This is a genomic window from Streptomyces sp. PT12 (genome assembly GCF_003311645.1).
Lineage (GTDB): Bacteria > Actinomycetota > Actinomycetes > Streptomycetales > Streptomycetaceae > Streptomyces.
In genome coordinates this window covers 1-23,956 of sequence record NZ_QEST01000142.1, presented here as the reverse complement: position 1 = coordinate 23,956, position 23,956 = coordinate 1, and the positions used below count along the sequence as shown (strand labels likewise).

The following is a 23,956-nucleotide window of genomic DNA, read 5'->3' as shown; positions in this document are numbered from 1 at the left end:
AACCGACCACTCCCCGCCCGGTGATCGCGCCGCGGCGGCGCTCAGCAGGCCGAGCGTTCCGCGCGCAGCTCCAGGTCGACGGGGAGGTCAGTGCGCCGCTTCACCCGCAACTTCCTGAAGACCTTGGTCAGATGCTGCTCCACGGTGCTCACCGTGATGTGCAGCTTCCCCGAGATCTCGCGATTGGTGTAGCCCAACGACGCCAGCGCCGCCACCCTGCGCTCGGACAGGGTCAGCACCTCGCCGCCGCCCCCACCCGTGGCGGGCTCGGGCCGCGCGGGCGGCCGCGTCTGCGGTCCAGGCTCGGCAGGGGGCGTCCACGCCTCGGCGTCGTCAGCGACCACGACCAGCGGCTTCTCGGGCCGCGCCGCCGCCTCGTCGGCCCTCGCAGGCTGCGCCTGGCACTCCTTCGTCAGCCGCCTGGCCCGCCGCGAGATCATCCGCGCCTTGCCGAAGTCCCCGAGCGAGTGGTGCACCCGGCTGAGGTCGGCGAGTGCCTGCGCCAGCGTCATCCGGTCGCCGCGCGCCTGAAGGACCTCGACGGACTCCTTCAGCATCCGCAGCCGCGCCAAGTGGTTGGCCGTGGCCGCGAGCACGCGCAGCGAGTACCCGTAGGTGCGCGACGTGCGCGAGCCAGACCTGGCGATCTGGTCCTTGGCGAGCTGCTGGGCCCGCTCCTGCTCCCCGAGCCGCAGATACGCCTCGGCCAGGTCGCTGCGCCACGGCACGAACGCGGGCGCGTCGATGCCCCACGCGGTCATCAGGTCGCCGCAGTAGCGGAAGTTGGCGAGCGCCGCCTGCAACTGGTCGGTCGCCAGGTAGTAGCGGCCCCTGGCCCGCAGATACGAGAGCCCGTAGCGCGTCTGGAACATCACCTCGGGCACCGGCTCCCTGAGGTACTTGCGGGCGCTGTCGAAGTCGCCCATGGACGTGGCCACTTCGAGCAGGATGCCGACCGGCGCCCCGACGGCCACGCCCCAGCCCCGGACGCCGATCAGCCGCAGCGCCCGCAGCGCCTGCCGCTCGGCCTCGGCCAGCTCGCCGTGGCGCACCGATATCTCGGCGCGGCAGCACGACAGGATCGCCTGCCACCAGGTCACCTTGCGGGCGTCGGCCTCGTCGAGCAGGGAGTCGCACCAGCGCGCCGCCATCGGCAGCTGCTCGGTGTAGATCAGCGTCTGGAGCGCCGAACAGACCGCCTCGAGCGTGTGGTCCGAGAGCGCCGTGGTCTGGAGGATCTGCTCGGCGACCCTGGTCAGCCGGCCGTCCTCGTCCCTGCCCTGGCCGAGGACCGCGCGCAGCACGGCCGCGGCCTGCGCCTGCTGCCCGGGAGGCGACGCGGCGGCCCGGCCATGAGCCGCGGCCCCGCCCGTCGCGGGCTGCGCGGCGGTCTCGGTCTCGGGCGGCAGCAGCTGGGGGCAGTCGTGCCTGAGCCAGTGCCGGGTGGAGGCGAGCGGCTCGCTGGGCTGCCCCGTCTCACCCGCCCTCAGGTGCGGCAGCCGCTCGATCAGCTCGGTGGCGTCCTGTGTGCGGCCGTGCCACATCACCGAGCGCAGCAGCGCCGCGGTCTGCACCGTGTCGAGGTGGCCCTCGCGCTGCGCCTCGAACAGCGGCGGCAGGTGCCGCGCCGCCGCCTCGGGGTTGCTGCGCCACTCGATGCGGGTGAGCAGCATCCGCAGCGCGGCCCGCTGCCTGGCGACCGCGCACATCGACAGCGCGAACTCGGCGTAGCGCAGCGCCGCTTGCTCGTCGTCATCGGCGAGCGCCCTCTCGGCCGCCCGCTGGAGCTCGGTGATCGCCCAGTCGGCCTCCACCTGCCGCGCGGCCACGAGGTGGTCGGCGACGTCGGTGACGCTGCCCGCGCCGTCGTGCAGCAGCCGGGCCGCGCGCGTGTGCAGGCGCGTCAGCTGGTGCTGGTCGAGGGCGTCGTAGATGGCGGAGCGGATCTGCGGGTGCCGGAAGCGCCCGCCCTCCACCAGGCCCACCGAGCGCAGCGCCTGGAGCGCGCGGGCCACCGACTTGGGCTCGCGGTCGAGCAGCTCGGCGACCCGGTCGGCCGACCCGGTGGTGTCGAGCACCGCCATCGCCCTGGCCACGTCGAGCGTCTCGGGGGAGCTGCGGTGCAGACACGTGAGGACGGCCTGGCCGAAGCTCTCGCCCATGGCGTAGCCGTCGACCTGGCCCGGCAGCCCCACGGAGTCGGTGTAGTCCTCGATGAGCGCCCTGACCAGCAGTTGGTTGCCGCCGGTCGCGAGGTGCGTCTCCCTCGCCAGGGTCCAGGCGGCGGGCTGGCCCAGGTGCTGGGCCAGCATCTCGGCCACGCCGTCGACGCTCAGCGGCGTCAGCCGGAATCGCCGGAACTGCGTCTGCCGCACCAGCTCGATCCGGAACGCCGGGTGCACGGACCACGCGCACGCGGCCTCGGTGAGGACCAGCATCACGCGGGCCGACCGCATGCGCTTCACCAGGCGCAGCAGGGAATCCATCGAGGACTCGTCGGCGTGGTGGACGTCGTCGACGCACAGCAACAGGGGCTCGCGCTCGGACAGTTCGAGCACGCGCGCGGTGAGCGCCTGGAGCGCCTTCGGGCCGACCGGCGGGGCCGCGAGGCCATCGACGAGGTCGGCCGGCAGGTCGAGCGGCTCGACCAGCTGCCTCAGCACGCCGAACGGAACTCCCGTGTCGGCGCTGGTCGCGGTGGCGCGCAGCACGCGGCCCCCGCCGTCGCCGCACGCGTCCGAGAACGCGTGCAGCAGCTCCGTCTTCCCGCTTGCCACCGCCCCGCTGATGAGGGCGATCCTGCCGTGTCCCCGATGGGTCTCCGTGAACAGTTCGTTCAGCAGTTTCAACTCATAGTCACGTTCTACCAACGCCACCGACGACGCCTTTCCCCGTTTTTCAGCATCCCACCATGAACAGCGCCGAAGGATGATATTCCGCATTGCGCCGTACGATGGCCGGCCGACGTCCTGATCACATGATGGTCACGTTCATGTGATTGATCGGACGGGATTTCCCTTGGCCGCGCTTAATTGTCACACTAGCCGCGCCCGATCCCCCTGTAAACCCTTACTCGCGCTGCGCGGGCACCCCTACTGGGTTGTCTAGGGGTGTCCGCCGTGCTAATGGCGGCGCCGCGCCCCATGGGTCTGAACCAATTCGCCGCACGGCGAATTCGGCATGGCGAAACCGACATTCCGGGGGTGGGTCGATCGAACGGGGCGAACCCCTGAGCTGCGGATGCTTGGTATCTGGGCGAATGTCCGGTGTGCGAGGAACGGCCCGCCACCGCACGGCAGCCCTCGTTGCCCCCGCCCTCGACCCGATGCGGAGGCCCAACCTCCGACAATGACCGCCAGTGGTTGGACGAATAACGGTGACGGCCACTCGCGCGCTGCCGCCGCCTGGCGCTGGAGCATGGGTTCCGCCCCCTGTATGCAGGCCCCACTAGGGGGTACTAGGGGGTGCCGTGGCGGCCGCCGCGCTCGCTAAGCTGGCTGGCATTCCATGCCTGTATTCCCGGGTCATTCGGGGGCCGAATGCGCAGGGAAAGCCATTCATCTCCGCCATGCATGAAGCGCCTCGAATGCGGTGGGCCACGGAAAGAAACCGCGCCGAATTCACCGCCGACCGGCATTGCACCCGCCAAGAGCAGGGCCCGCCCGCACGCCGACAGGAAGCTGTGACATGTCCCCTCCACTGGCCACGGCCCGAGCCGGCGGATCCGCCCTCAGGCCGCGCCTGGACCCCGCCATCGCCGCGCGCTTCGCCGCGTCGGCCGCCGCCGCCGAGGGCGCGGACCTGCGCACCGATGACGTCGCGGGCTGGCTGGCCGAACGGGCGCGCGCCCACCGTTTCCGCGTCGACCGCGTCCCGTTCGCCGAGCTCGACGGCTGGTCCTTTGAGGCGGGCACGGGCAACCTCAGGCACCGCAGCGGCGGCTTCTTCTCCGTGGAGGGCGTCCGCGTCAGCAAGGACACCGGGCTGTACCGGGAGTGGCAGCAGCCCATCATCTGCCAGCCCGAGGTGGGGATCCTTGGCATCCTGGTCAAGGAGTTCGACGGCGTCCTGCACTGCCTGATGCAGGCCAAGATGGAGCCGGGGAACGTCAATCTCCTCCAGCTCTCCCCGACCGTGCAGGCCACCAGGAGCAACTACCGGCGGGTCCACAAGGGCGCGAGCGTGAAGTATCTCGACTTCTTCACCGATCCGGGGCGCGCCCGCGTCCTGGTGGACTCGATGCAGTCCGAGCACGGCTCGTGGTTCTACCGCAAGAGCAACCGCAACATCATCGTCGAGGCGATCGGCGACGTCCCCGCCGACGACGACTACCGCTGGCTGACGCTCGGCCAGATAGCCCAGCTGCTGCACCGGGACAACGTCATCAACATGGACTCCCGCACCGTGCTCGCCTGCGCGCCGCTGCCGGACGCCGACGGCGCCGCGCTGCACGCGGACGCGGAGCTGCGGTCGTGGATCACCGAGGCCCGCAGCCGCCGTGAGGTGCGCTCCGAGCTGCTGCCGCTCGACCACGTCGACGGCTGGAAGCGCGGTGAGCGCTCGATCGACCACGACGAGGGCCGCTACTTCAGCGTCGTGGGCGTGTCCGTCGAGGCGGGCAACCGCGAGGTGACCGGCTGGTCCCAGCCGCTGCTCGAGCCGCACGGCCTGGGCATCACGGCGTTCCTGACCCGGCGCGTCGACGGCGTGCTGCACGTCCTCACCCACGCCAGGGCGGAGGCGGGCCTCCAGAGCCCCGCCGAGTTCAGTCCCACCGTCCAGTCGACGCCGTCCAACCACGCCCACCACCCGCCGAAGGACCGGCCGCCCTTCCTCGACGAGGTGCTGGCCGCAGGCCCTGACCGCGTCTGGTACGAGGCCGTCCACTCGGAGGAGGGCGGCCGCTTCCTCAACGCCGAGAGCCGCTACCTCCTCGTCCACGCCGACGAGGGCGGCGACCCGCCGCCCGACTCCGAGTACCGCTGGGTGACCCCGGCCCAGCTCACCTCGCTCGTCCAGTACGGGCACTATGTCAACGTCGAGGCCAGGACGTTGCTCGCGTGCCTCAACGCCGCGCTCGCCCTCGGCAAGGACGCCCCCTGAACCCCTGAACACACGGGTGGGCCGTCATCGCCAGGCGATGACGGCCCACCCGGTCGCCCGGGCCGGGCTCAGTGCGCCACGGCCGCGGCCCGTTCGCGCAGCGGCTCCCACCACGACCGGTTCTCCCGGTACCAGGCGACGGTGTGCGCGAGACCCGTCTCGAAGGTGTGCAGGGGCCGCCACCCCAGCTCGCCGCGCACCTTGGCCGAGTCCACCGAGTACCGCAGGTCGTGGCCCTTGCGGTCGGCGACGAAGCGCACCCGGTCCCACCGCGCGCCGCACGCCTCGAGCAGGCGCTCGGTGAGCTGCCTGTTGGTCAGCTCGGTGCCGCCGCCGACGTTGTAGACCTCCCCGGGACGCCCGTCGCGCAGCACCGCGAACAGCGCCCGGCAGTGGTCCTCCACGTGCAGCCAGTCCCGGACGTTCCGCCCGTCGCCGTACAGCGGCACGTCGCCGCCGGTCAGCAGCCTGGTGGTGAACAGCGGGATGACCTTCTCGGGGAACTGGTAGGGGCCGTAGTTATTCGAGCAGCGGGTGACCCGCACATCAAGTCCGTGGGTGCGGTGGTAGGCGAGCGCGATCAGGTCGGACGACGCCTTGGACGCGGAATAGGGGGAGTTGGGCAGCAGGGGGTGGTCCTCGGTCCACGACCCCTCGGCGAGCGACCCGTATACCTCGTCCGTCGAGACGTGCAGAAACGTCCCCGTGCCGTGTCTGAGCGCGGCGTCGAGCAGCGTCTGCGTGCCGCCCACGTTGGTGCTGACGAACGCCGCCGCCCCCGCGATGGAACGGTCCACGTGCGACTCGGCCGCGAAGTGCACCACCGCGTCGTGCCCGGGCGTCAGCGCGTCGACGAGGGCCGCGTCGCGTATGTCGCCGTGCACGAACGTCAGGCGCCCCTCGCCCTCGACGGGCGCCAGATTCTCCCGGTTCCCCGCGTAGGTGAGCGAGTCGAGCACGGTGACGGCGGTGGCCGACAGGGGGTCGTCCGCCCCCAGGGCCATGCGCACGAAGCACGACCCGATGAAGCCGGCGCCGCCGGTGACGAGGACTCTCATGGGGTGATCTGCACCTTACTGTGGTCTCCGAGGATGAAGCGGTGCGCCCTCGGCGTGCGGCCCGCGCGCGTGAGCTGCACCATCCTGCCGATCAGCGACGCCTCGATGCGCCCCACCCCCTCGATCGACGCGCCCTCAAGCACGATGGAGAACTCGATCTCGCTGCCGTCGATCACGCAGTTGTCGGCGACCGACGTGGAGGGGCCGATGTAGGAGCCGGTCACCGTGGTGCCCGCGCCGATCACCGCGGGGCCCACGATCCGCGACTGGGAGACCACGGCGCCCGGCTCGATGCGCACCCGCCCGATGATCTCCGTCTCGGCGTCCACGGTGCCCCGCATGCACGGCTCCACCGTCTCGAGGACCGAGCGGTTGACCTCGAGCATGTCGGTGACGTTGCCCGTGTCCTTCCAGTAGCCGGTGATCGTGGTCGAACGCACCGTGAGGCCCTGGTCGATGAGCCACTGGATCGCGTCCACGATCTCCAGCTCCCCGCGCGCCGAGGGGGAGATGGCCCTGACCGCGTCGTGCACGGCCGGGGTGAACAGATAGACCCCGACGAGCGCCAGGTCGCTCGCGGGCTTCTCCGGCTTCTCCTCGAGGCGCTTAACGCGGCCGCCGTCGTCCAGCTCCGCCACCCCGAAGACCCGCGGGTCGTCGACGTGGGTGAGCAGGATGTCGGCGTCGGGGCGGCGCTCGTGGAACTTGCGCACCAGGTCGTTGATGCCGCCGACGATGAAGTTGTCCCCCAGGTACATCACGAAGTCGTCGTCGGCCAGGTACTCGCGCGCCACGAGCACCGCGTGCGCGAGGCCGAGCGGGCGGTCCTGCGGGATGTAGGTGACCTTGGCGCCGAAGTCGCCGCCGTCGCCGACGGCCGCGCGGATCTCGGCGGCGGTGTCCCCGACGATGATGCCGATGTCCGTGATGCCCGCGTCGACCAGCGACTCGATGCCGTAGAACAGCACCGGCTTGTTGGCCACCGGGACGAGTTGCTTGGCGGCGGTGTGCGTGATCGGCCGCAGCCTGCTGCCGGTACCGCCTGCGAGTACGAGTGCCTTCATACTGGTTCTGCCCTTGCCCTGCCTCGACCCCCGTGGAAGCGAACGGGGCGTACGCGCCTTCGCCGTGACGGGGGAGGGACACGGCCTGCGCCGTGCCGCGTGGAACGCTGAGCCATACGCGAAGCTACGTGGGCGCCCGCGCCGGGCGAAAGCCCCTAATGCCCGCGCCAGGGCTCCCCCCGCACCGCCGGCCACAAGGACAGTGGGTCGTAGGGGTTCCACCGGCGAAGGAGGTCGGCTACTCTCCCCGCCGCCCTGAGGTCCGACTCCGCGAGGACTCGCCCGTGTCCAAGGGTATGAGTCCAAGGGTTTGAGACGCCCGCGCCCCCTGTTCCGACGCCCCCCGCAGGGGTGCGTAGGGGGTTGTTGCGCTCGTCGGCGCGATCGGAGACTGACGCGGTAATCGTGGCTTGGACCGGCCGTTCCGGCTGGTGAGAGGCCGGCACACAGGACGCGAAGGCGGCATTGGCGTGGCGGACGAGGCGAAGCTCAGGGACTACCTGAAGTGGGTCACCACCGACCTGGCGCAGACGCGGCAACGGCTGCGTGAGGCGGAGAGCCGCGCGACGGAACCGATCGCGATCGTCGGCATGGGCTGCCGCTACCCCGGTGGCGTGGACTCGCCCGAGGCCCTGTGGGAGCTGCTTGCCCGCGGCGGCGACGCCGTCTCGCCCTTTCCCGCCGACCGCGGCTGGGACGTGGAGGGCCTGTACAACCCCGACCCCGACGTTCCCGAGACCACCTATGTCCGCGAGGGCGGCTTCCTCGACGCCGCGGGGGCGTTCGACCCCGGCTTCTTCGGGATCTCACCGCGCGAGGCGCTGGCCATGGACCCGCAGCAGCGGCTGCTGCTTGAGACCGCGTGGGAGGCCGTCGAACGCGCGGGGATCGACCCGGCGTCGCTGCGCGGCAGCCAGACCGGCGTCTTCGCCGGCGCCTCGCCCTCCGGCTATGGCGCCGGGGTGTTCAACGCCCCCGCGGGCGTCGAGGAGTACGCCATGACGGGCAGCGCGGTCTCGGTGATCGCGGGCCGCGTCGCTTACGCCCTCGGCCTCGAAGGCCCCACCGCCACCGTGGACACCGCGTGCTCGTCGTCGCTCGTCGCCCTGCACATGGCGTGCCAGGCGCTCCGCCAGGGGGAGTGCTCCCTCGCGCTCGCCGGCGGCGTCACCGTGATGGTCACGCCGGGTGCGTTCACCGGGTTCAGCCGCCAGCGCGGTCTCGCGCCCGACGGCCGCTGCAAGTCGTTCGCTGCCGCGGCCGACGGCACCGCGTGGGGCGAGGGCGTGGGCGTCCTGCTGGTGGAACGCCTCTCCGACGCCCACCGCCTCGGCCACCCGGTCCTGGCCGTGGTGCGCGGCTCCGCCATCAACTCCGACGGCGCGTCCAACGGCCTCACCGCTCCCAACGGGCCCGCCCAGCAGCGGGTGATCCACCAAGCGCTCGCCCAGGCCAGGCTGTCCCCAGGCGACATCGACGCCGTCGAGGCGCACGGCACCGGCACCGTGCTCGGCGACCCCATCGAGGCCCAGGCCGTCATCGCCGCCTACGGGCAGAACCGCGAGCGGCCCCTGCGCCTTGGCTCGGCCAAGTCCAACCTCACCCACACCCAGGCCGCCGCGGGGGTCGCGGGCGTCATCAAGATGGTCATGGCCCTGCGGAACGAGCTGCTGCCCAGGACGCTGCACCTGGACGAGCCGACCCCCAAGGTCGACTGGGCCGCGGGCCGGGTCGCCCTGCTCGCCGAGGCCGAGCCCTGGCCCGCCGACCCCGAACGCCCCCGCAGGGCCGGGATCTCCTCCTTCGGCGTGAGCGGCACCAACGCCCACACCATCATCGAGGAGGCGCCCGCCGCCCCCGAGCGCGAGGCGCCAGGGCGGGCCGCCGCCCTGCCCGCCGTGCCGGTGGCGCTCTCGGGCCGCACCGAGCGCGCCCTGGCCGACCAGGCCACCCGCCTGCTCGACCACCTCACCGCCCACCCCGAACTCCCGCTCGTCGACGTGGCGTTGGCCAGCACCACCGCCAGGGCCGCGCTCGAACACCGCGCCGTCGCCGTCGTCCCCGACCGCGCCGCCCTGCTTGCCGCGCTGCGCCACCTCGCCGACCACCCCGCGCCCGAAGGCGGCACCGGGCTCACCGTCCACGACCTCGCCGACACCACCGGCCTCGCCGACACCACCGGCCTCGCCGACACCACCGGCCTCGCGGCGCCCGAGGGCGGCGCCCCCGCGGCCCTGGCCGTCGGCACCGCGGAGCCCGGGCGGCTGGCGTTCCTCTTCTCCGGCCAGGGCAGCCAGCGCCTCGGGATGGGCCGCGCGCTGTGCGCCGCGTTCCCCGCCTACGCCGAGGCGTTCGACGCCGTGTGCGCCCGCTTCGGACTGCCCGTGCGCGAGGCCGTGTTCGGCGCCGACGACGCCCTGCTCGACCGGACCGAGTACGCCCAGCCCGCCCTGTTCGCCGTCGAGGTCGCGCTGTTCCGGCTCGTGGAGTCCTGGGGCCTGCGCCCCGACCTGCTCGCCGGGCACTCCATCGGCGAGATCGCCGCGGCCCACGTGGCCGGGGTGCTCTCCCTCGACGACGCCTGCGCCCTGGTCGCCGCGCGCGGCCGGCTCATGGGCGAGCTGCCGCCGGGCGGCGCGATGGTCGCCGTGCGCGCTCCCGAGTCCGAGGTCGCGCAGCTGCTCGCCGAAGGCGCGGGCGACGTCGACATCGCCGCGGTCAACGGCCCCGCCTCGGTCGTCATCTCGGGCGACGAGGCGGCCGTCCTCGCCCTCGCCCAGCGGTGGAAGCACAAGCGGCTGCGCGTCAGCCACGCGTTCCACTCGCGCCTGATGGACCCGATGCTCGACGAGTTCCGCGCGGTCGCCGAGTCGTTGACCTACCACAGGGCCCTGATTCCCGTCGCCGGGCTGCCCGAACGGGTCGACGCCGCGCACTGGGTCGGACACGTCCGCGACGCCGTCCGCTTCCACGACTCCCTCACCTGGCTGCGCGCCGAGGGCGCCACCGCGTTCCTGGAGATCGGCCCCGACTCCGCCCTCGCCACCCTCGCCGACGGCACCCCCCTGCTGCGCTCGGGCCACCACGAGGTCACCACCGCGCTCCTCGGCGTCGGTGCCCTGGCCACCCTCGGCTTCGCCCCCGACTGGCGCGCCGTCCTCGCCGGGACCGGGGCCCGCCCCGCGGACCTGCCGACCTACGCGTTCCAGCACGAGCACTACTGGCTGAGCGCCGACGCGCTGCCGCCCGGAGACCCCGCCGCCATCGGCCTCACCCACCCCAACCACCCGCTGCTCGGCGCCGCCGTCGAGCTGCCGGACGCCGACGGCTACCTCTTCACCGGGCGCCTGGCCGCCGAGAACCTGCCCTGGGCCGCGGGGCACCGCGCCGGTGACCACGCCGTGCTGCCGGGCAGCGCCTTCGTCGAACTCGCCGTCCGCGCCGGGGACGAGGTCGGCTGCGCCCGCGTCGACGACCTCACCCTCACCGCGCCCCTCGTCCTCCCCGAGGGCGGCGGCGTCGCCCTCCAGGTCACCGTCGGCGCCCCGGGCGAGGCGGGCACCCGCCCGCTGAGCATCCACTCACGCCGCGAGAACAGCGGCGACGAGTGGACCCGCAACGCCACCGGCACCCTGGCCCCCGCCGCGGGCGAGCCCGTGGCCCTCACCGCATGGCCCCCGCCCGGCGCCCGCCCCGACGGGCCAGGGCGTTGGCGCGACGGCGTCCACGCCTACGCCGAGGCCGAGCTGCCCGACGGGCACGCCGCCGACGACTTCCTGCTGCACCCGGCGCTGCTGCCCGCCGCGCTCCGCGACGAGCGCGCCGCCTGGTCGTGGTCGGGCGCCTCCGTCTTCGCCACGGGCGCCACCTCGGTTCGCGTCCGCGTCACCGCGCTCGCCGACAACGCCGTGGCGCTGGCCGTCGCCGACGCCGAGGGCGCGCCCGTCGCCTCCGTCGAGCGGCTGACCCTCCGCCACCTCGACGCCACGGCCCTGCCGACCGGCCACCACCCCTCGCTGTTCCGGGTCGAGTGGGCGCCCCTCGCCCTGCCACGCGACGCCGCGGTGAACGCCGACGCCGCCGACGACGCCGCGGCCACGGTCGTGGAGGTCGCCCCCGCGCCCCCCGGTGGCACGGGCGCCGATGTGGTGGCCCATGTCCACGCCGAGGTGGCCCGCGCGCTGGCCGTGCTGAAGGACCAGGACGCCGACCGCGTCGTCTTCCGCCTCACCCCCGGCGACCTCGCGGGGGCGGCCGTCGCGGGCCTGGTCCGCTCCGCCCAGACCGAGGACCCGGGCCGCCATGTCCTGGTCGAGGCCGAGCCAGGCGCGGCGCTGCCCGCCGGGGCGCTGGCCAGCGGCGAGCCCCACCTCGCCCTGCGCGAAGGCCGCGTCGAGGTCCCCCGGCTCACCCGCGTCCCCGCCGCCGCCCCGCGGCCGCCCGCGCTCGACGGCACCGTCCTGCTCACCGGCGCCTCGGGGCGGCTCGGCGGCCTGCTCGCCGCGCACCTCGCCCGCCACCACGGCACCCGCGCGCTCGTCCTCGCCAGCCGCCGCGGCACCCTCCCCGAAGGGCTCGAAACGGAGCTGGCCGAGCTCGGCGTCACCGTCCACGCCGCCGCGTGCGACGTCGCCGACCGCGCCGCGCTCGCCAGGCTGCTCGCCGAGGTCCGCGTCGACGCCGTCGCGCATGTCGCGGGCGTCCTCGACGACGGCGTGGTCGCGTCGTTGACGCCCGAGCGCGTCAGCGCCGTGCTGCGCCCCAAGGTGGACGCCGCCTGGCACCTGCACGAGCTGACCGCGGACCTCGACCTGTCGGCGTTCGTCGTGTTCTCATCGGCCGCGGGCGTCTTCGGCGGCGCGGGCCAGGCAGGCTATGCCGCCGCCAACTCCTTCCTCGACGCGCTCATGACCCACCGCCGTCAACTCGGCCTGCCAGGGCAGTCGCTGGCCTGGGGCCTGTGGGAGCGGGGCGGCATGGCCAGCGGCCTCGACGAGACCGACATCGCCCGCATGGCCCGCGCCGGGGTCGACGCCCTGCCGGTCGCCGATGGCCTTGCGCTGTTCGACGCGGCCATCGGCGTCGACGCCCCCGTGCTGCTGCCCATGCGCCTCGACACCCACCGCCTCACCGCGGGATCCGTCGCCCCGCTGCTGCGCACCCTCGTCACCGGCACCGCACGCCGCGTCGCCGCCGACCGCTCCTCCGGGCTGGCGCTCGACGGGCTCTCGCCCGCCGAGGCCGACCGCGTGCTCGTCGACCTGGTCCGCACCCGCGTCGCCGGGGTCCTCTCCTACGCGGGCCCCGACGCGGTCTCCCCGCGCCGGGCGTTCAGCGACCTCGGGTTCGACTCGCTGACCGCCGTCGAGCTGCGCAACCAGATCACCGCCGCCACGGGCCTTCGGCTGCCCGCCACCCTGATCTACGACCACCCGACGCCGGTCGCCCTCGCCGAGTACCTGCGCACGCGGATCATGGGCGCGGACGACCACCCGGACCGCGAGCACGGCCGTGGGGCCGCCGCCGTCGCGCCCGTGGACGACGACCCGATCGCGATCGTGGCCATGAGCTGCCGCTTCCCCGGTGGCGTCCACGACCCCGAGGACTTCTGGGACCTGCTGGCCGCGGGCAAGGACGCGGTCGGCGACTTCCCCGACGACCGCGCCTGGGACATCGACTCCCTCTACGACCCGGACGCCGAACGGGCGGGCACCAGCTATGTGCGAGCCGGTGGATTCCTCTACGACGCCACGGAGTTCGACCCCGCGTTCTTCGGGATCTCCCCGCGCGAGGCGCTGGCCACCGACCCCCAGCAGCGACTGCTGCTGGAGACCACGTGGGAGGCGTTCGAACGCGCCGGGATCGACCCCGAGACCCTGCGCGGCAGCCGCACCGGCGTCTTCGCGGGGACCAACGGGCAGCACTACGCCCCGCTGCTGTGGAGCTCGCCCACCGAGGGCATCGAGGGCTACCTCGGCACCGGCAACGCCGCCGCCGTGCTCTCGGGCCGCGTCGCCTACACCTTCGGCCTCGAAGGGCCCGCGGTCACCGTCGACACCGCGTGCTCCTCGTCGCTCGTGGCCATGCACTGGGCCGCCCACGCGCTCCGCCAGGGCGAGTGCACGCTGGCCGTCGCCGGCGGCGTCACCGTGATGTCGACGCCCGGCGCGTTCGTCGAGTTCAGCCACCAGCGCGGCCTCGCGCCCGACGGCCGCTGCAAGGCGTTCGCCGCGGCCGCCGACGGCACGGGCTGGGGCGAGGGCGCGGGCGTCGTGCTGCTCGAACGCCTCTCCGACGCGCGCCGCAACGGCCACCCGGTCCTCGCGATCCTGCGCGGCTCGGCCGTCAACCAGGACGGCGCGTCCAACGGCCTGACCGCCCCCCATGGCCCGTCCCAGCAGCGCGTCATCCGCCAGGCGCTGGCCAACGCGGGCCTCGCCGCCGCCGATGTGGCCGCGGTCGAGGCCCATGGCACGGGAACGACGCTCGGCGACCCCATCGAGGCCCAAGCCCTCCTCGCCACCTACGGCCAGGGCCGCGACCCCGAGAACCCGCTGTGGCTGGGCTCGGTGAAGTCCAACATCGGTCACACCCAGGCCGCCGCTGGCGTCGCTGGCGTCATCAAGATGGTCATGGCCATGCGCCATGGCGTCCTGCCGCCCACCCTGCACGTCGACGAGCCGTCCCCGCACGTGGACTGGTCGGCGGGCGCGGTCAGGCTCCTGACCGAGGCCAGGCCATGGGGCGAGGGGCCGCGCCGCGCGGGCGTGTCGTCGTTCGGCGTCAGTGGCACCAACGCGCACACCATCATCGAGTACGTCCCCGAGGATGTGCCTGATGAGGCGACCGCGGCGCACGGCGCGCCGCGGCCCGCCGCGCCTCCCGTGCTGCCCTGGGTCCTCTCCGCCCGCTCGCCCAGGGCGCTCGCCGACCAGGCGCGGCTGCTGGCCGAGCACGCGGGCGAGCACGACCCCGCCGACATCGCCTCCTCGCTGGTGACCACCCGCGGGCGCATGGCGCACCGCGCCGTCGTGCTCGGCGCCGACCGATCCGAACTCCTCGACGGGCTGCGGGCGTTGGCCGATGGTGCGCCCGGCGCGCCCGGTGTGATCAGCGGCGAGGCCGGGCAGGAGGCGCGGCTCGCCCTGCTGTTCTCGGGGCAGGGCAGCCAACGCCTGGGCATGGGACGTGAGTTGTACGACGCGTTCCCGGCGTACGCGGAGGCGTTCGACGCGGTGTGCGGCCGCTTCGAACTACCCCTGCGCGACGTGGTGTTCGGCGAGGACGCCGCGACACTCGACCGCACCGAGTACACGCAGGCCGCGCTGTTCGCGGTCGAGGTGGCGCTCTTCCGGCTGGTCGAATCCTGGGGCGTCACACCGGAGTTCCTGGCCGGTCACTCGATTGGCGAGATCGCCGCCTCGCACATCGCCGGGGTGCTCTCCCTCGACGACGCCTGCACGCTGGTCGCCGCGCGCGGCCGCCTGATGCAGGCCCTGCCGCCGGGCGGGGCGATGGTCGCCGTCCGCGCGGCCGAGTCGGAGGTGCTGCCCCTGCTGGCCGACGGGGTTGACGTGGCGGCGGTCAACGGCCCCGAGTCCGTGGTGCTCTCGGGCGACGAGGAGGCCGTGCTGACCCTGGCCACGCTGTGGAAGCACAAGCGGCTCACGGTGAGCCACGCGTTCCACTCCCACCGCATGGACCCCATGCTCGAAGACTTCCGCAAGGTCGCCGAGGCCCTGACCTACCACCGCGCCCGCATCCCCGTCGCGGGAGCGCCCGAGACCGTGGACGCCGCCTACTGGGTGCGGCACGTGCGCGACGCCGTCCGCTTCCACGACGCCGTCGAGTCCCTGCGCGACCTGGGCGCCACCGACTTCCTGGAACTCGGCCCCGACGCGGCCCTGACCGCCATGGGCGAGGACTTCGTGCCCACCCTGCGCTCCGGCAGGCCCGAGGCCCGCGCCCTACTGGCCGGACTCGCCCGCGTCCACACCCGCGGCGTCGCCGTTGACTGGGCCTCGCTCACCCCGGGCGCCCGCCGCGTCGACCTGCCGACCTACCCGTTCCAGCGCCAGCGCTACTGGCCCCAGCCGCTCCCCGCGGCGGGCGGCGACGTGACGACCGTGGGCCTCGAACCGGCCGACCACCCGCTGCTCGGCGCCGCCGTCCCCGTGGCCGACGACGACGGGTGCCTCCTCACCGGGCGCCTCTCGCTGCGCACCCACCCCTGGCTGGCCGACCACGCCGTCTCCGACACGGTCCTGCTGCCCGGCACGGCCATGCTCGAACTCGCCCTGCGCGCTGGGGAACACGTCGGCTGCGACCGGGTCGACGAGCTCACCCTCGAGGCGCCGCTCGTGCTGCCCGAGCGCGGCGGCGTCGCCCTCCAGGTCTCCGTCGGCGCGCCCATGGACGGCAGACGCCCCATCGCGCTCTACTCCCAGACGGACCGCGGCGGTTGGGCCGACGAGGAGTGGACCCGCAACGCCAGCGGCTTCCTCACCGCAAGCGCCACGAGCGCCATGGGCGCCACGGCCGCCGCCCCCGACACCGGGACCTGGCCGCCGCCCGCCGCCGAGCCCGTCGACGTCGAAGGGGTCTATCCGGGGCTCGCCGCCGCGGGCTTCGGCTATGGCCCCGTCTTCCAGGGGCTGCGCGCCGCATGGCGCCGCGACGACGAGGTGTTCGCCGAGGTCGCCCTGGAGCAGCGCGCCCAGGGCGACGCCGCCAGATTCGGCCTGCACCCCGCGCTCCTCGACGCCGCGCTGCACGCCCTCAGCCTGGGCACCCTGCTCGAGAACACAGGCCAGGGCAGGCTCCCGTTCTCCTGGAGCGGCGTCACCCTGCACACCGCGGGCGCCCGCACCCTGCGCGTCAGGCTCTCGCCCGCCGGGCCCGACACCGTGCGCCTGGCCGTCACCGACGGCGCGGGGCAGCCCGTCGCCTCCGTCGACTCCCTGGTGATGCGGCCCGTAGCGCCCGAGGCGCTGCGCGCCGCCCGCGCCTCCTACCACGAGTCGCTTTTCCGCCTCGACTGGACGCCGCTGCCGCCCGCCGCTGCCGCCCCCGTCGGCTGCGCCGTCATCGGCACCGAAGGGCTGGGCACCGAAGGGCTGGGCTCAGACGGGCTCGGCCTCGGCCCCACCGCGCCCGACCTGGCGTCCCTGGCCACCGTGCCCGAGGCCGTGCTCGTCCCCTGCGTCGGCGGCACCCCACGCGAGGCAACGCACCGCGCCCTGGCCGTCGTTCAGGAGTGGCTGGCCGACGAGCGCTTCGCCGACCGCCGCCTCGTCATCGTCACCCGAGGCGCGGTCGAGCCGCGCGACGGTGGCCCGACCGACCTCGCCCAGGCCGCCGCCTGGGGCCTGGTGCGCAGCGCCCAGTCCGAGCACCCGGGCCGCATCGCCCTGGTCGACATCGGCGACGAGGACGCGGCGACCGCGCTGCGCGCCGCCCTGCCGCTGACCGCCGCCGAGCCCCAGCTCGCGCTGCGCGACGGCACCGCCCACGCGCCGCGCTTCGCCCGCGTCGCCGAGGCGGGGGACGACCACGCCGACCACACCCCCGACTTCGGCGGGCGCGTCCTGGTCACCGGCGCCTCGGGCTCACTCGGCGGCCTGCTGGCCCGCCACCTGGTCACCCGGCACGGCGCCCGCGACCTCGTGCTGGTCAGCCGCCGCGGCCCCGAGGCCCCCGGCATGGCCCAACTCGCCGACGAGCTGGCCGCGTCGGGCGCCACCGTGACCGTGCGCGCCTGCGACGTCGCCGACCGGGACGCCACCGCGGCCCTCATCGCCGAGCTGCCGCCCACCGCGGTCCTGCACACCGCGGGCGTGCTCGACGACGGCGTCATCACCGCCCTCACCCCCGAGCGGCTCGACACCGTCCTGCGCCCCAAGGCCGACGCGGTCACCCACCTGCACGAGCTGACCGCGCACCTGGACCTCACGGCGTTCGTCGTGTTCTCCTCCGTCGCCGGAACGTTCGGCGGCGCGGGCCAGGGCAGCTACGCCGCGGCCAACGCCCACCTCGACGCCCTAGCCTCGCGGCGCCGCGCCGACGGGCTGCCCGCGCTCTCCCTCGCCTGGGGCCTGTGGGCGGGCGGCGGCATGGGCAGCGGACTCGACAGCGCCGACCTCGACCGCATGACGCGCGCCGGGGTCGCGGCCCTGTCGCCCGACGAGGGCCTCGCGCTGTTCGACGTCGCACTGGCCGACGGCGCCCCCGTGCTGATGCCGATGCGGCTCGACCTCGCCGCGCTGCGCGCCCACGGCCATGTCGCGCCCCTGCTGCGCGGCCTGGTCAAGCCACGGGCGCGCAGGGCCCGCGAGGCCGACGCGGGCGCCGCCGACTCGCTCAAGCAGCGCATCGCCGGGCTGCCCGAGTCCGAGCGCGAACAGGCCCTGCTCGACCTGGTGTGCGCGTGCGCCGCCGGGATCCTCGGGCACGGCGGGGCCGACGCGATCGACGAGGCGCAGCCGTTCACCGACCTCGGGCTCGACTCGCTCACCGCGGTCGAGCTCCGCAACCAGCTCAGCGCGGGCACGGGCCTGCGGCTGCCCGCCACCCTCGTCTTCGACTACCCCACGCCCCGGGCCCTCGCCACCCATCTGCGCGGCGAGATCCTGCTCGACGGCGTGCCGAAGGTGGTGCCGGGGCTGTCCGAGCTGGACCGCCTGGAGGCGGCCCTGGCGGGAGCGACCCTCGACGACGAGGCCCGCTCCGCCATCGACGCCAGGCTGCGGGACTTCCTCGGCCGGTGGAACGCCGCCCAGGCCAGGGAGCACACCGACGTCGAGGTGGAGTCCGCCGACGCGGACGAGCTGTTCGACCTGATCGACAAAGAACTGGGACTTTCCTGACCCGGCGACGGGCCAGAACTGTGGTTGAGGAGTGGGTTGGTGGCGGACGAGGGCAAGTTGCTCGACTACCTCAAGCGGGTCACGGCTGATCTGCGGCAGGCGCGCCGGCGCCTCGAGGAAGCCGACGCCAGGGACAACGAGCCCATCGCGATCGTCGGGATGAGTTGCCGCTACCCCGGCGGCATCCGCACCCCGGATGACCTGTGGGAGCTGGTGTCGGCCGGGGGCGACGGCGTGTCCGCGTTCCCGACCGACCGCGGCTGGGACACCAGGGCGCTCACCGACGAGGGCTACACCGGCGAGGGCGGATTCCTCTACGACGCCGCCGACTTCGACCCGGCGTTCTTCGGGATCTCCCCGCGCGAGGCCCTGGCGATGGACCCGCAGCAGCGGCTCCTCCTGGAGGTCTCCTGGGAGGCGTTCGAGCAGGCAGGGATCGACCCCACCACCGCGCGCGGCAGCCGCACCGGCGTCTTCGCTGGCGTCATGTACCACGACTACCTGGCCCGCCTGGTCGACGTCCCCGAGGGCGTCGGGCAGCACCTCGGCAACGGCAACGCCTACAGCGTCGCCTCGGGGCGCGTCGCCTACACCATGGGCCTCGAAGGCCCCGCCGTCACGATCGACACGGCCTGCTCGTCGTCGCTCGTCGCCCTGCACCTGGCCGCGGCGGCGCTCCGCAAGCGCGAGTGCGACCTCGCCCTCGCGGGCGGCGTCACCGTCATGGCCACGCCGGGCCCGTTCCTCGACTTCGGCCAGCAGCGCGGCCTGGCGCGCGACGGCCGCTGCAAGTCGTTCTCCGCCGAGGCTGACGGCGTCGGCTGGGGCGAGGGCGCGGGGATGCTGCTGGTGGAGCGCCTTTCCGACGCCCGGGCGAACGGCCACCGCGTCCTCGCCGTCGTCCGCGGCTCGGCCGTCAACCAGGACGGCGCGTCCAACGGCCTCACCGCCCCCAACGGCCCCTCGCAGCAGCGCGTCATCCGCCAGGCCCTCGAGGCCGCCCGCCTCACCACGGGCCAGATCGACATCGTCGAGGCCCATGGCACGGGAACGACCCTCGGCGACCCCATCGAGGCCCAGGCGCTGCTCGCCACCTATGGCCAGGACCGCGACGAGCCGCTGTGGCTCGGCTCGTTCAAGTCCAACGTCGGCCACACGCAGGCCGCGGCCGGCGTCGGCGGCGTCATCAAGATGGTCATGGCCATGCGCCACGGCATCATGCCCCGCACCCTCCACAGCGACGACCCGTCCCCGCACATCGACTGGTCCGCGGGCAACGTCAAGCTGCTCGACCGGGAACGCCCCTGGCCCGTGACCGGCAGACCCCGCCTCGCCGCCGTCTCCTCGTTCGGGATCAGCGGCACCAATGTGCACACCATCCTGGAGCAGGCCCCCGAGCCAGCCCCCGTGGAGGACGCCGACGCGACCCGGGGCGCTTCGGGCCACCGCCCCGACGAGGTGGTGTGGCCCCTGTCCGCGCGGGACGCCGCCGCCCTGCGCGCCAAGGCCGACCAGCTGCGCTCGTTCGTCGCCGACCACCCCGGCATCGACCCCGTCGACCTCGCCCACGCCCTCGCCACCACCCGCGCGGCCCTCGAACACCGCGCGGTGCTCTCGGGCCGCACCCTCGCCGACCTCACCGCGGGACTCGACGCGCTCGACACCGCCGTCACCGGCGGCAAGCTGGCGTTCCTCTTCACGGGCCAGGGCAGCCAACGCCTCGGCATGGGCCGCGACCTGTACGACGCCCACCCCGTCTACGCCGAGGCGTTCGACGCGGTGTGCGAGCGGTTCGAACTCCCCGTGCGCGACGTCGTGTTCGGCACCGACGCCGCGCTGCTCGAACGCACCGAGTACGCCCAGCCCGCCCTCTTCGCCGTCGAGGTGGCGCTCTACCGCCTCTTCGCCTCCTGGGGAGTGCGCCCTCACTTCGTCACGGGCCACTCGGTCGGCGAGGTCGCCGCGGCCCACGTCGCCGGGGTGCTCTCGCTCGACGACGCGTGCACGCTGGTCGCCGCGCGCGGCCGCCTGATGGGCGCCCTGCCCGATGGCGGCGCGATGGTGGCCGTCACGGCCAGCGAGGCCGAGGTGCTGCCGCTGCTGACCGACGGGGTGGACATCGCCTCCGTCAACGGCCCCAGGTCCCTCGTCCTCTCCGGCGACGAACAGGCCGTGCTGGCCCTGGCGCAGCGCTGGGAGCACAAGCGGCTGCGGGTGAGCCACGCGTTCCACTCGCACCTGATGGACCCCATGCTCGAGGAGTTCCGCGGGGTCGCCGAAAGCCTCACCTACGCCGCCCCGCGCATCCCGGTGATCTCCAACGTCACCGGACAGCCCGTCACCGCCGACGCCGACTACTGGGTGCGCCACGTCCGCGAGGCCGTCCGCTTCCTCGACGGCCTGCGCTGGCTTGAGGAGCGCGGCGTCACCTCCTACCTCGAACTCGGCCCGGGCGGCGTGCTCTCCGCCCTGGGCCAGGAGTGCGTCACCGAGGGCAGGTTCACCGCCGCCCTGCGCGACGACCGCTCGCCCGTGGCCGCCCTCGCTCGCGTCCACGCCGAGGGCGCGCCCGTCGACTGGCCCGCGTTCCTCGGCACGGCCGCCCACCCGCCCGAGCGCGTCGACCTGCCGCTCTACCCGTTCCAGCGCACGCGCTACTGGCTCGAACCGCCCGCCACCTGGGTCGGCGACATCGGCGCCGCTGGCCTGACCGCCGCCGACCACCCGCTGCTCGGCGCCACCGTCGCGCTCGCCGACGCCGAGGGCTCCCTCCTCACGGGCCGCCTCTCGCTGCTGACCCACCCCTGGCTCGCCGACCACACCATCGGCGGCACCGCCCTGCTGCCCGGCGCCGCCATGGTGGAGCTGGCCATCCGCGCGGGCGACCAGGTCGGCTGCGACCTCGTCGAAGAGCTCACCCTCGAAACGCCCCTGGCGCTGCCCGCGTCGGGCGCGGTCGTCGTGCAGGTCGCGGTCGGCCCGCCCGACCCGGCCGGGCGCCGCCCGCTGACCCTGCACTCACGTCCCGAGGGCACCGACGGCGCCTGGACCCGGCATGCCTCGGGCACCCTGGCCACCGGCGCGCCCACCGGCGACCACCTCACCGAGTGGCCGCCCCCCGGCGCCGAGGCCATCGACATCGAAGGCCACTACGACGCCCTCGCCGACGGCGGGTTCGGCTACGGCCCCTCCTTCCGCGGCCTGCGCGCGGCCTGGCGGCGCGGCGACGAGGTGTTCGCCGACATCGCCATCGACCTCCCCACCGCGGGCTTCGGCCTGCACCCCGCGCTGCTTGACTCCGCGCTGCACGGCATCGGCCTCGGCGCGTTCCTCGGCGACGGCGCCCACCTGCCGTTCTCGTGGTCCGGCGTCTCCCTGGCCGCCACCGGCGCCACCGCCGCCCGCGTCCGCCTCGCCCCGGCCAGGAACGGCGCCGTCGCCCTGACCCTCGCCGACGCCACCGGCGCCCCGCTGGCCACGGTCGACGCGCTCGTCCTGCGCCCCCTGACGGACCAGACGGGGCAACTCCAGGGCACCGACGCCCTGTTCGCCCTCGACCTCGTCCCCGTCCCCGTCCCCGTCCAGCCAACTGCCTACGATGCCTCCGGCACCCCCGGCACCTGGCACACCCTCGCGCCCGGCGCGGCCGAGCCCGCCGAGGCGGCGGACGCCGCCGACGCGATCCTGATCCCCGTCCCCCCACATGACGCGCCCGTCTCGGGCGCCCACGCCGAGACCGCCCGCGCCCTGGGCCTCCTGACGTCCGAACGGTTCAACGCCACCCGCCTGGTCTTCCTCGTCGCCCCCGGCGACCTCACGGGCGCCGCCGTCTCTGGCCTCGTCCGCGCCGCCCAGGCCGAGGAGCCGGGCCGCTTCACCGTGATCGAGGGCACCGCGGACGAGGCGACGCCCGCGCTGCTCGCCGCGGTCCTGGCCTCGGGCGAGCCCCATGTCGTCCTCCGCGACGGCCAGATCCTCGCCCCCCGCCTGATCCGCGCCCGCGACACGGCCGACCCGAACGGCACGTCGTCCACCGGGACCGCGGTCAACCGGGCCGCGGTCAACCGGACTGCGTTCAACCGGACTGCGGTCAACCGGACTACGTTCAACCGGACTACGTTCACCGGTACCGTCCTGGTCACCGGCGCCTCGGGCGCTCTCGGCGGCCTCGTGGCCCGCCACCTGGTCACCGCCCACGGCGTCACCGACCTGCTGCTGGTCAGCAGGCGCGGCACCGTCGCCGAAGGACTCAAGGACGAGCTGGCCGCGCTCGGCGCCCAACGCGTCACCGTCGCCGCCTGCGATCTGGCCGACCGCGACGCCGTCGCCACCCTGCTCGACGCCCACCCCGTGGACGCCATCGTCCACACTGCTGGCGTCCTGGACGACGGCGTGGTGGCGTCGTTGACACCCGAACGCGTCAGCGCCGTCCTGCGCCCCAAGGCCGACGCCGTCTGGAACCTCCACGAGCTGACCCTCGACCGCGACCTGTCCGCGTTCGTCGTCTTCTCCTCGGCCGCGGGCATCTTCGGCAACGCGGGCCAGGCCAACTACACGGCCGCCAACGCCTTCCTCGACGCGTTCGCCCGCCACCGCCGCGAACTCGGCCTGCCTGCCCAGTCGTTGGCGTGGGGGCTGTGGGGCGGGGCCGGGATGTCCGACGCCCTTGACGGCGGCGACCTCGGCCGCATCACCCGCTCGGGCGTCGGCGCGCTCACCCAGGCCGAGGGCCTTGCCCTCCTCGACACCGCCCTGGGCAGGGACGACGCCGTCCTCGTCCCCATGGCCCTCGACCTGGCCAGGCTCCGCGCCGAGGCCGCCTCAGGCGCCCCGCTCTCGCCGCTGTTCCGCGGCCTGGTCCGCACCCGCGTCCGCCGCGTCGTCACCGATGTCACCGGCGCCGTCGGCGTCTCGGGGCTCGCCGGGCTCTCCCCGGCCGACCAGCTCAAGGAGCTCATCGCCCTCGTCCGCGCCCAGGTCGCCGCCGTGCTGGCCTACGCCTCACCCGACGACGTGGAGCCTGGCCGCGCCTTCGGCGACCTCGGCTTCGACTCGCTCACCGCCGTCGAGCTCCGCAACCGCGTCTCGGCCGCCGCGGGAATCCGGCTGCCTGCCACGCTCGTCTTCGACTACCCCACGCCCACCGCGCTGGCCCGCCACCTCCGCGACGAGCTCACCGGCACCGACGCCCCCGCGCTCCCCGCCACCACCGCGACCGCGCCCACGGACGAGCCCATCGCCATCGTCGGCATGGCCTGCCGCTTCCCCGGCGGCGTCCGGTCCCCCGAGGACCTATGGCGGCTCCTCACCGACGGAGGCGACGCCATCTCCGAGTTCCCGGCCGACCGCGGCTGGGACGTTGAGCGGCTGTATCACCCCGACCCCGACCACCCGGGCACCAGCTACACGCGCGAGGGCGGATTCCTGCATGACGCGGGGGAGTTCGACCCGGCGTTCTTTGGGATCTCGCCCCGCGAGGCCATGGCGATCGACCCTCAGCAGCGGCTGCTGCTCGAAGCGTCGTGGGAGGCGTTCGAACGCGCCGGGATCGACCCCGAGACCGTGCGCGGAAGCCGCACCGGCGTCTTCGCTGGCGTCATGTACCACGACTACGCCGCGCTGCTGGAGAACACCCGCGACCACGTCGAAGGCTCCGTCGGCTCGGGCGGCACCGGCAGCATCGCGTCGGGACGCGTCTCCTACACCTTCGGCCTCGAAGGCCCCGCGGTGACGGTGGATACGGCGTGCTCGTCGTCGCTTGTCGCCCTGCACCTGGCCGCGCAGGCACTGCGCCAGGGCGACTGCTCGCTTGCGCTTGCGGGTGGTGTGACGGTGATGGCGACGCCGGGGACGTTTGTGGGGTTCA

Annotated in this window: 6 protein-coding genes; 3 read left to right on the top strand and 3 right to left on the bottom strand. The window is 74.3% G+C overall.

Going from position 1 to position 23,956, the window contains the following annotated elements; translation table 11 throughout:
• Positions 1–41: 41 nt before the first annotated feature.
• Entirely contained in the window at positions 42–2,876 is a 2,835-nt protein-coding gene (locus tag DEH69_RS16395) for a LuxR family transcriptional regulator (RefSeq protein WP_181727459.1), read from the bottom strand.
• Between the two features lie 811 nt (positions 2,877–3,687).
• Between DEH69_RS16395 and DEH69_RS16390 the strand changes: the two genes are divergently transcribed.
• Positions 3,688–5,103, top strand: a complete 1,416-nt coding sequence (locus DEH69_RS16390; protein ID WP_113687731.1) for an NDP-hexose 2,3-dehydratase family protein — start codon at positions 3,688–3,690, stop codon at positions 5,101–5,103.
• A 68-nt stretch (positions 5,104–5,171) separates the two neighbouring features.
• Here the strand turns inward: DEH69_RS16390 and rfbB are convergent, their stop codons facing one another.
• Together rfbB and DEH69_RS16380 are read right to left on the bottom strand one after the other, a co-directional pair.
• Positions 5,172–6,161, bottom strand: a complete 990-nt coding sequence (gene rfbB / locus DEH69_RS16385; RefSeq protein ID WP_113687730.1) for a dTDP-glucose 4,6-dehydratase — start codon at positions 6,159–6,161, stop codon at positions 5,172–5,174.
• A complete protein-coding gene (locus DEH69_RS16380) occupies positions 6,158–7,225 on the bottom strand; it encodes a glucose-1-phosphate thymidylyltransferase (protein ID WP_113687729.1) in 1,068 nt (355 codons plus the stop codon). Before DEH69_RS16380 ends, rfbB begins: the two co-directional genes overlap by 4 nt.
• A gap of 470 nt (positions 7,226–7,695) precedes the next feature.
• Between DEH69_RS16380 and DEH69_RS16375 the strand changes: the two genes are divergently transcribed.
• Both DEH69_RS16375 and DEH69_RS16370 read left to right on the top strand, forming a co-directional pair.
• The gene (locus tag DEH69_RS16375; RefSeq protein WP_113687728.1) at positions 7,696–18,090 is read left to right on the top strand and encodes a type I polyketide synthase; all 10,395 of its coding nucleotides are present in this window, start codon (positions 7,696–7,698) and stop codon (positions 18,088–18,090) included.
• Between the two features lie 39 nt (positions 18,091–18,129).
• Positions 18,130–23,956 (top strand): type I polyketide synthase (locus DEH69_RS16370; RefSeq protein WP_113687727.1); only part of this gene is annotated, 5,827 nt, incomplete at its 3' end.

Bases quoted from the DNA above. Each gene is read 5' to 3' on its own strand.
- DEH69_RS16390 (WP_113687731.1), top strand. From the start codon at position 3,688: ATGTCCCCTCCACTGGCCACGGCCCGAGCCGGCGGATCCGCCCTCAGG.
- rfbB (WP_113687730.1), bottom strand. From the start codon at position 6,161: ATGAGAGTCCTCGTCACCGGCGGCGCCGGCTTCATCGGGTCGTGCTTC.
- DEH69_RS16380 (WP_113687729.1), bottom strand. From the start codon at position 7,225: ATGAAGGCACTCGTACTCGCAGGCGGTACCGGCAGCAGGCTGCGGCCG.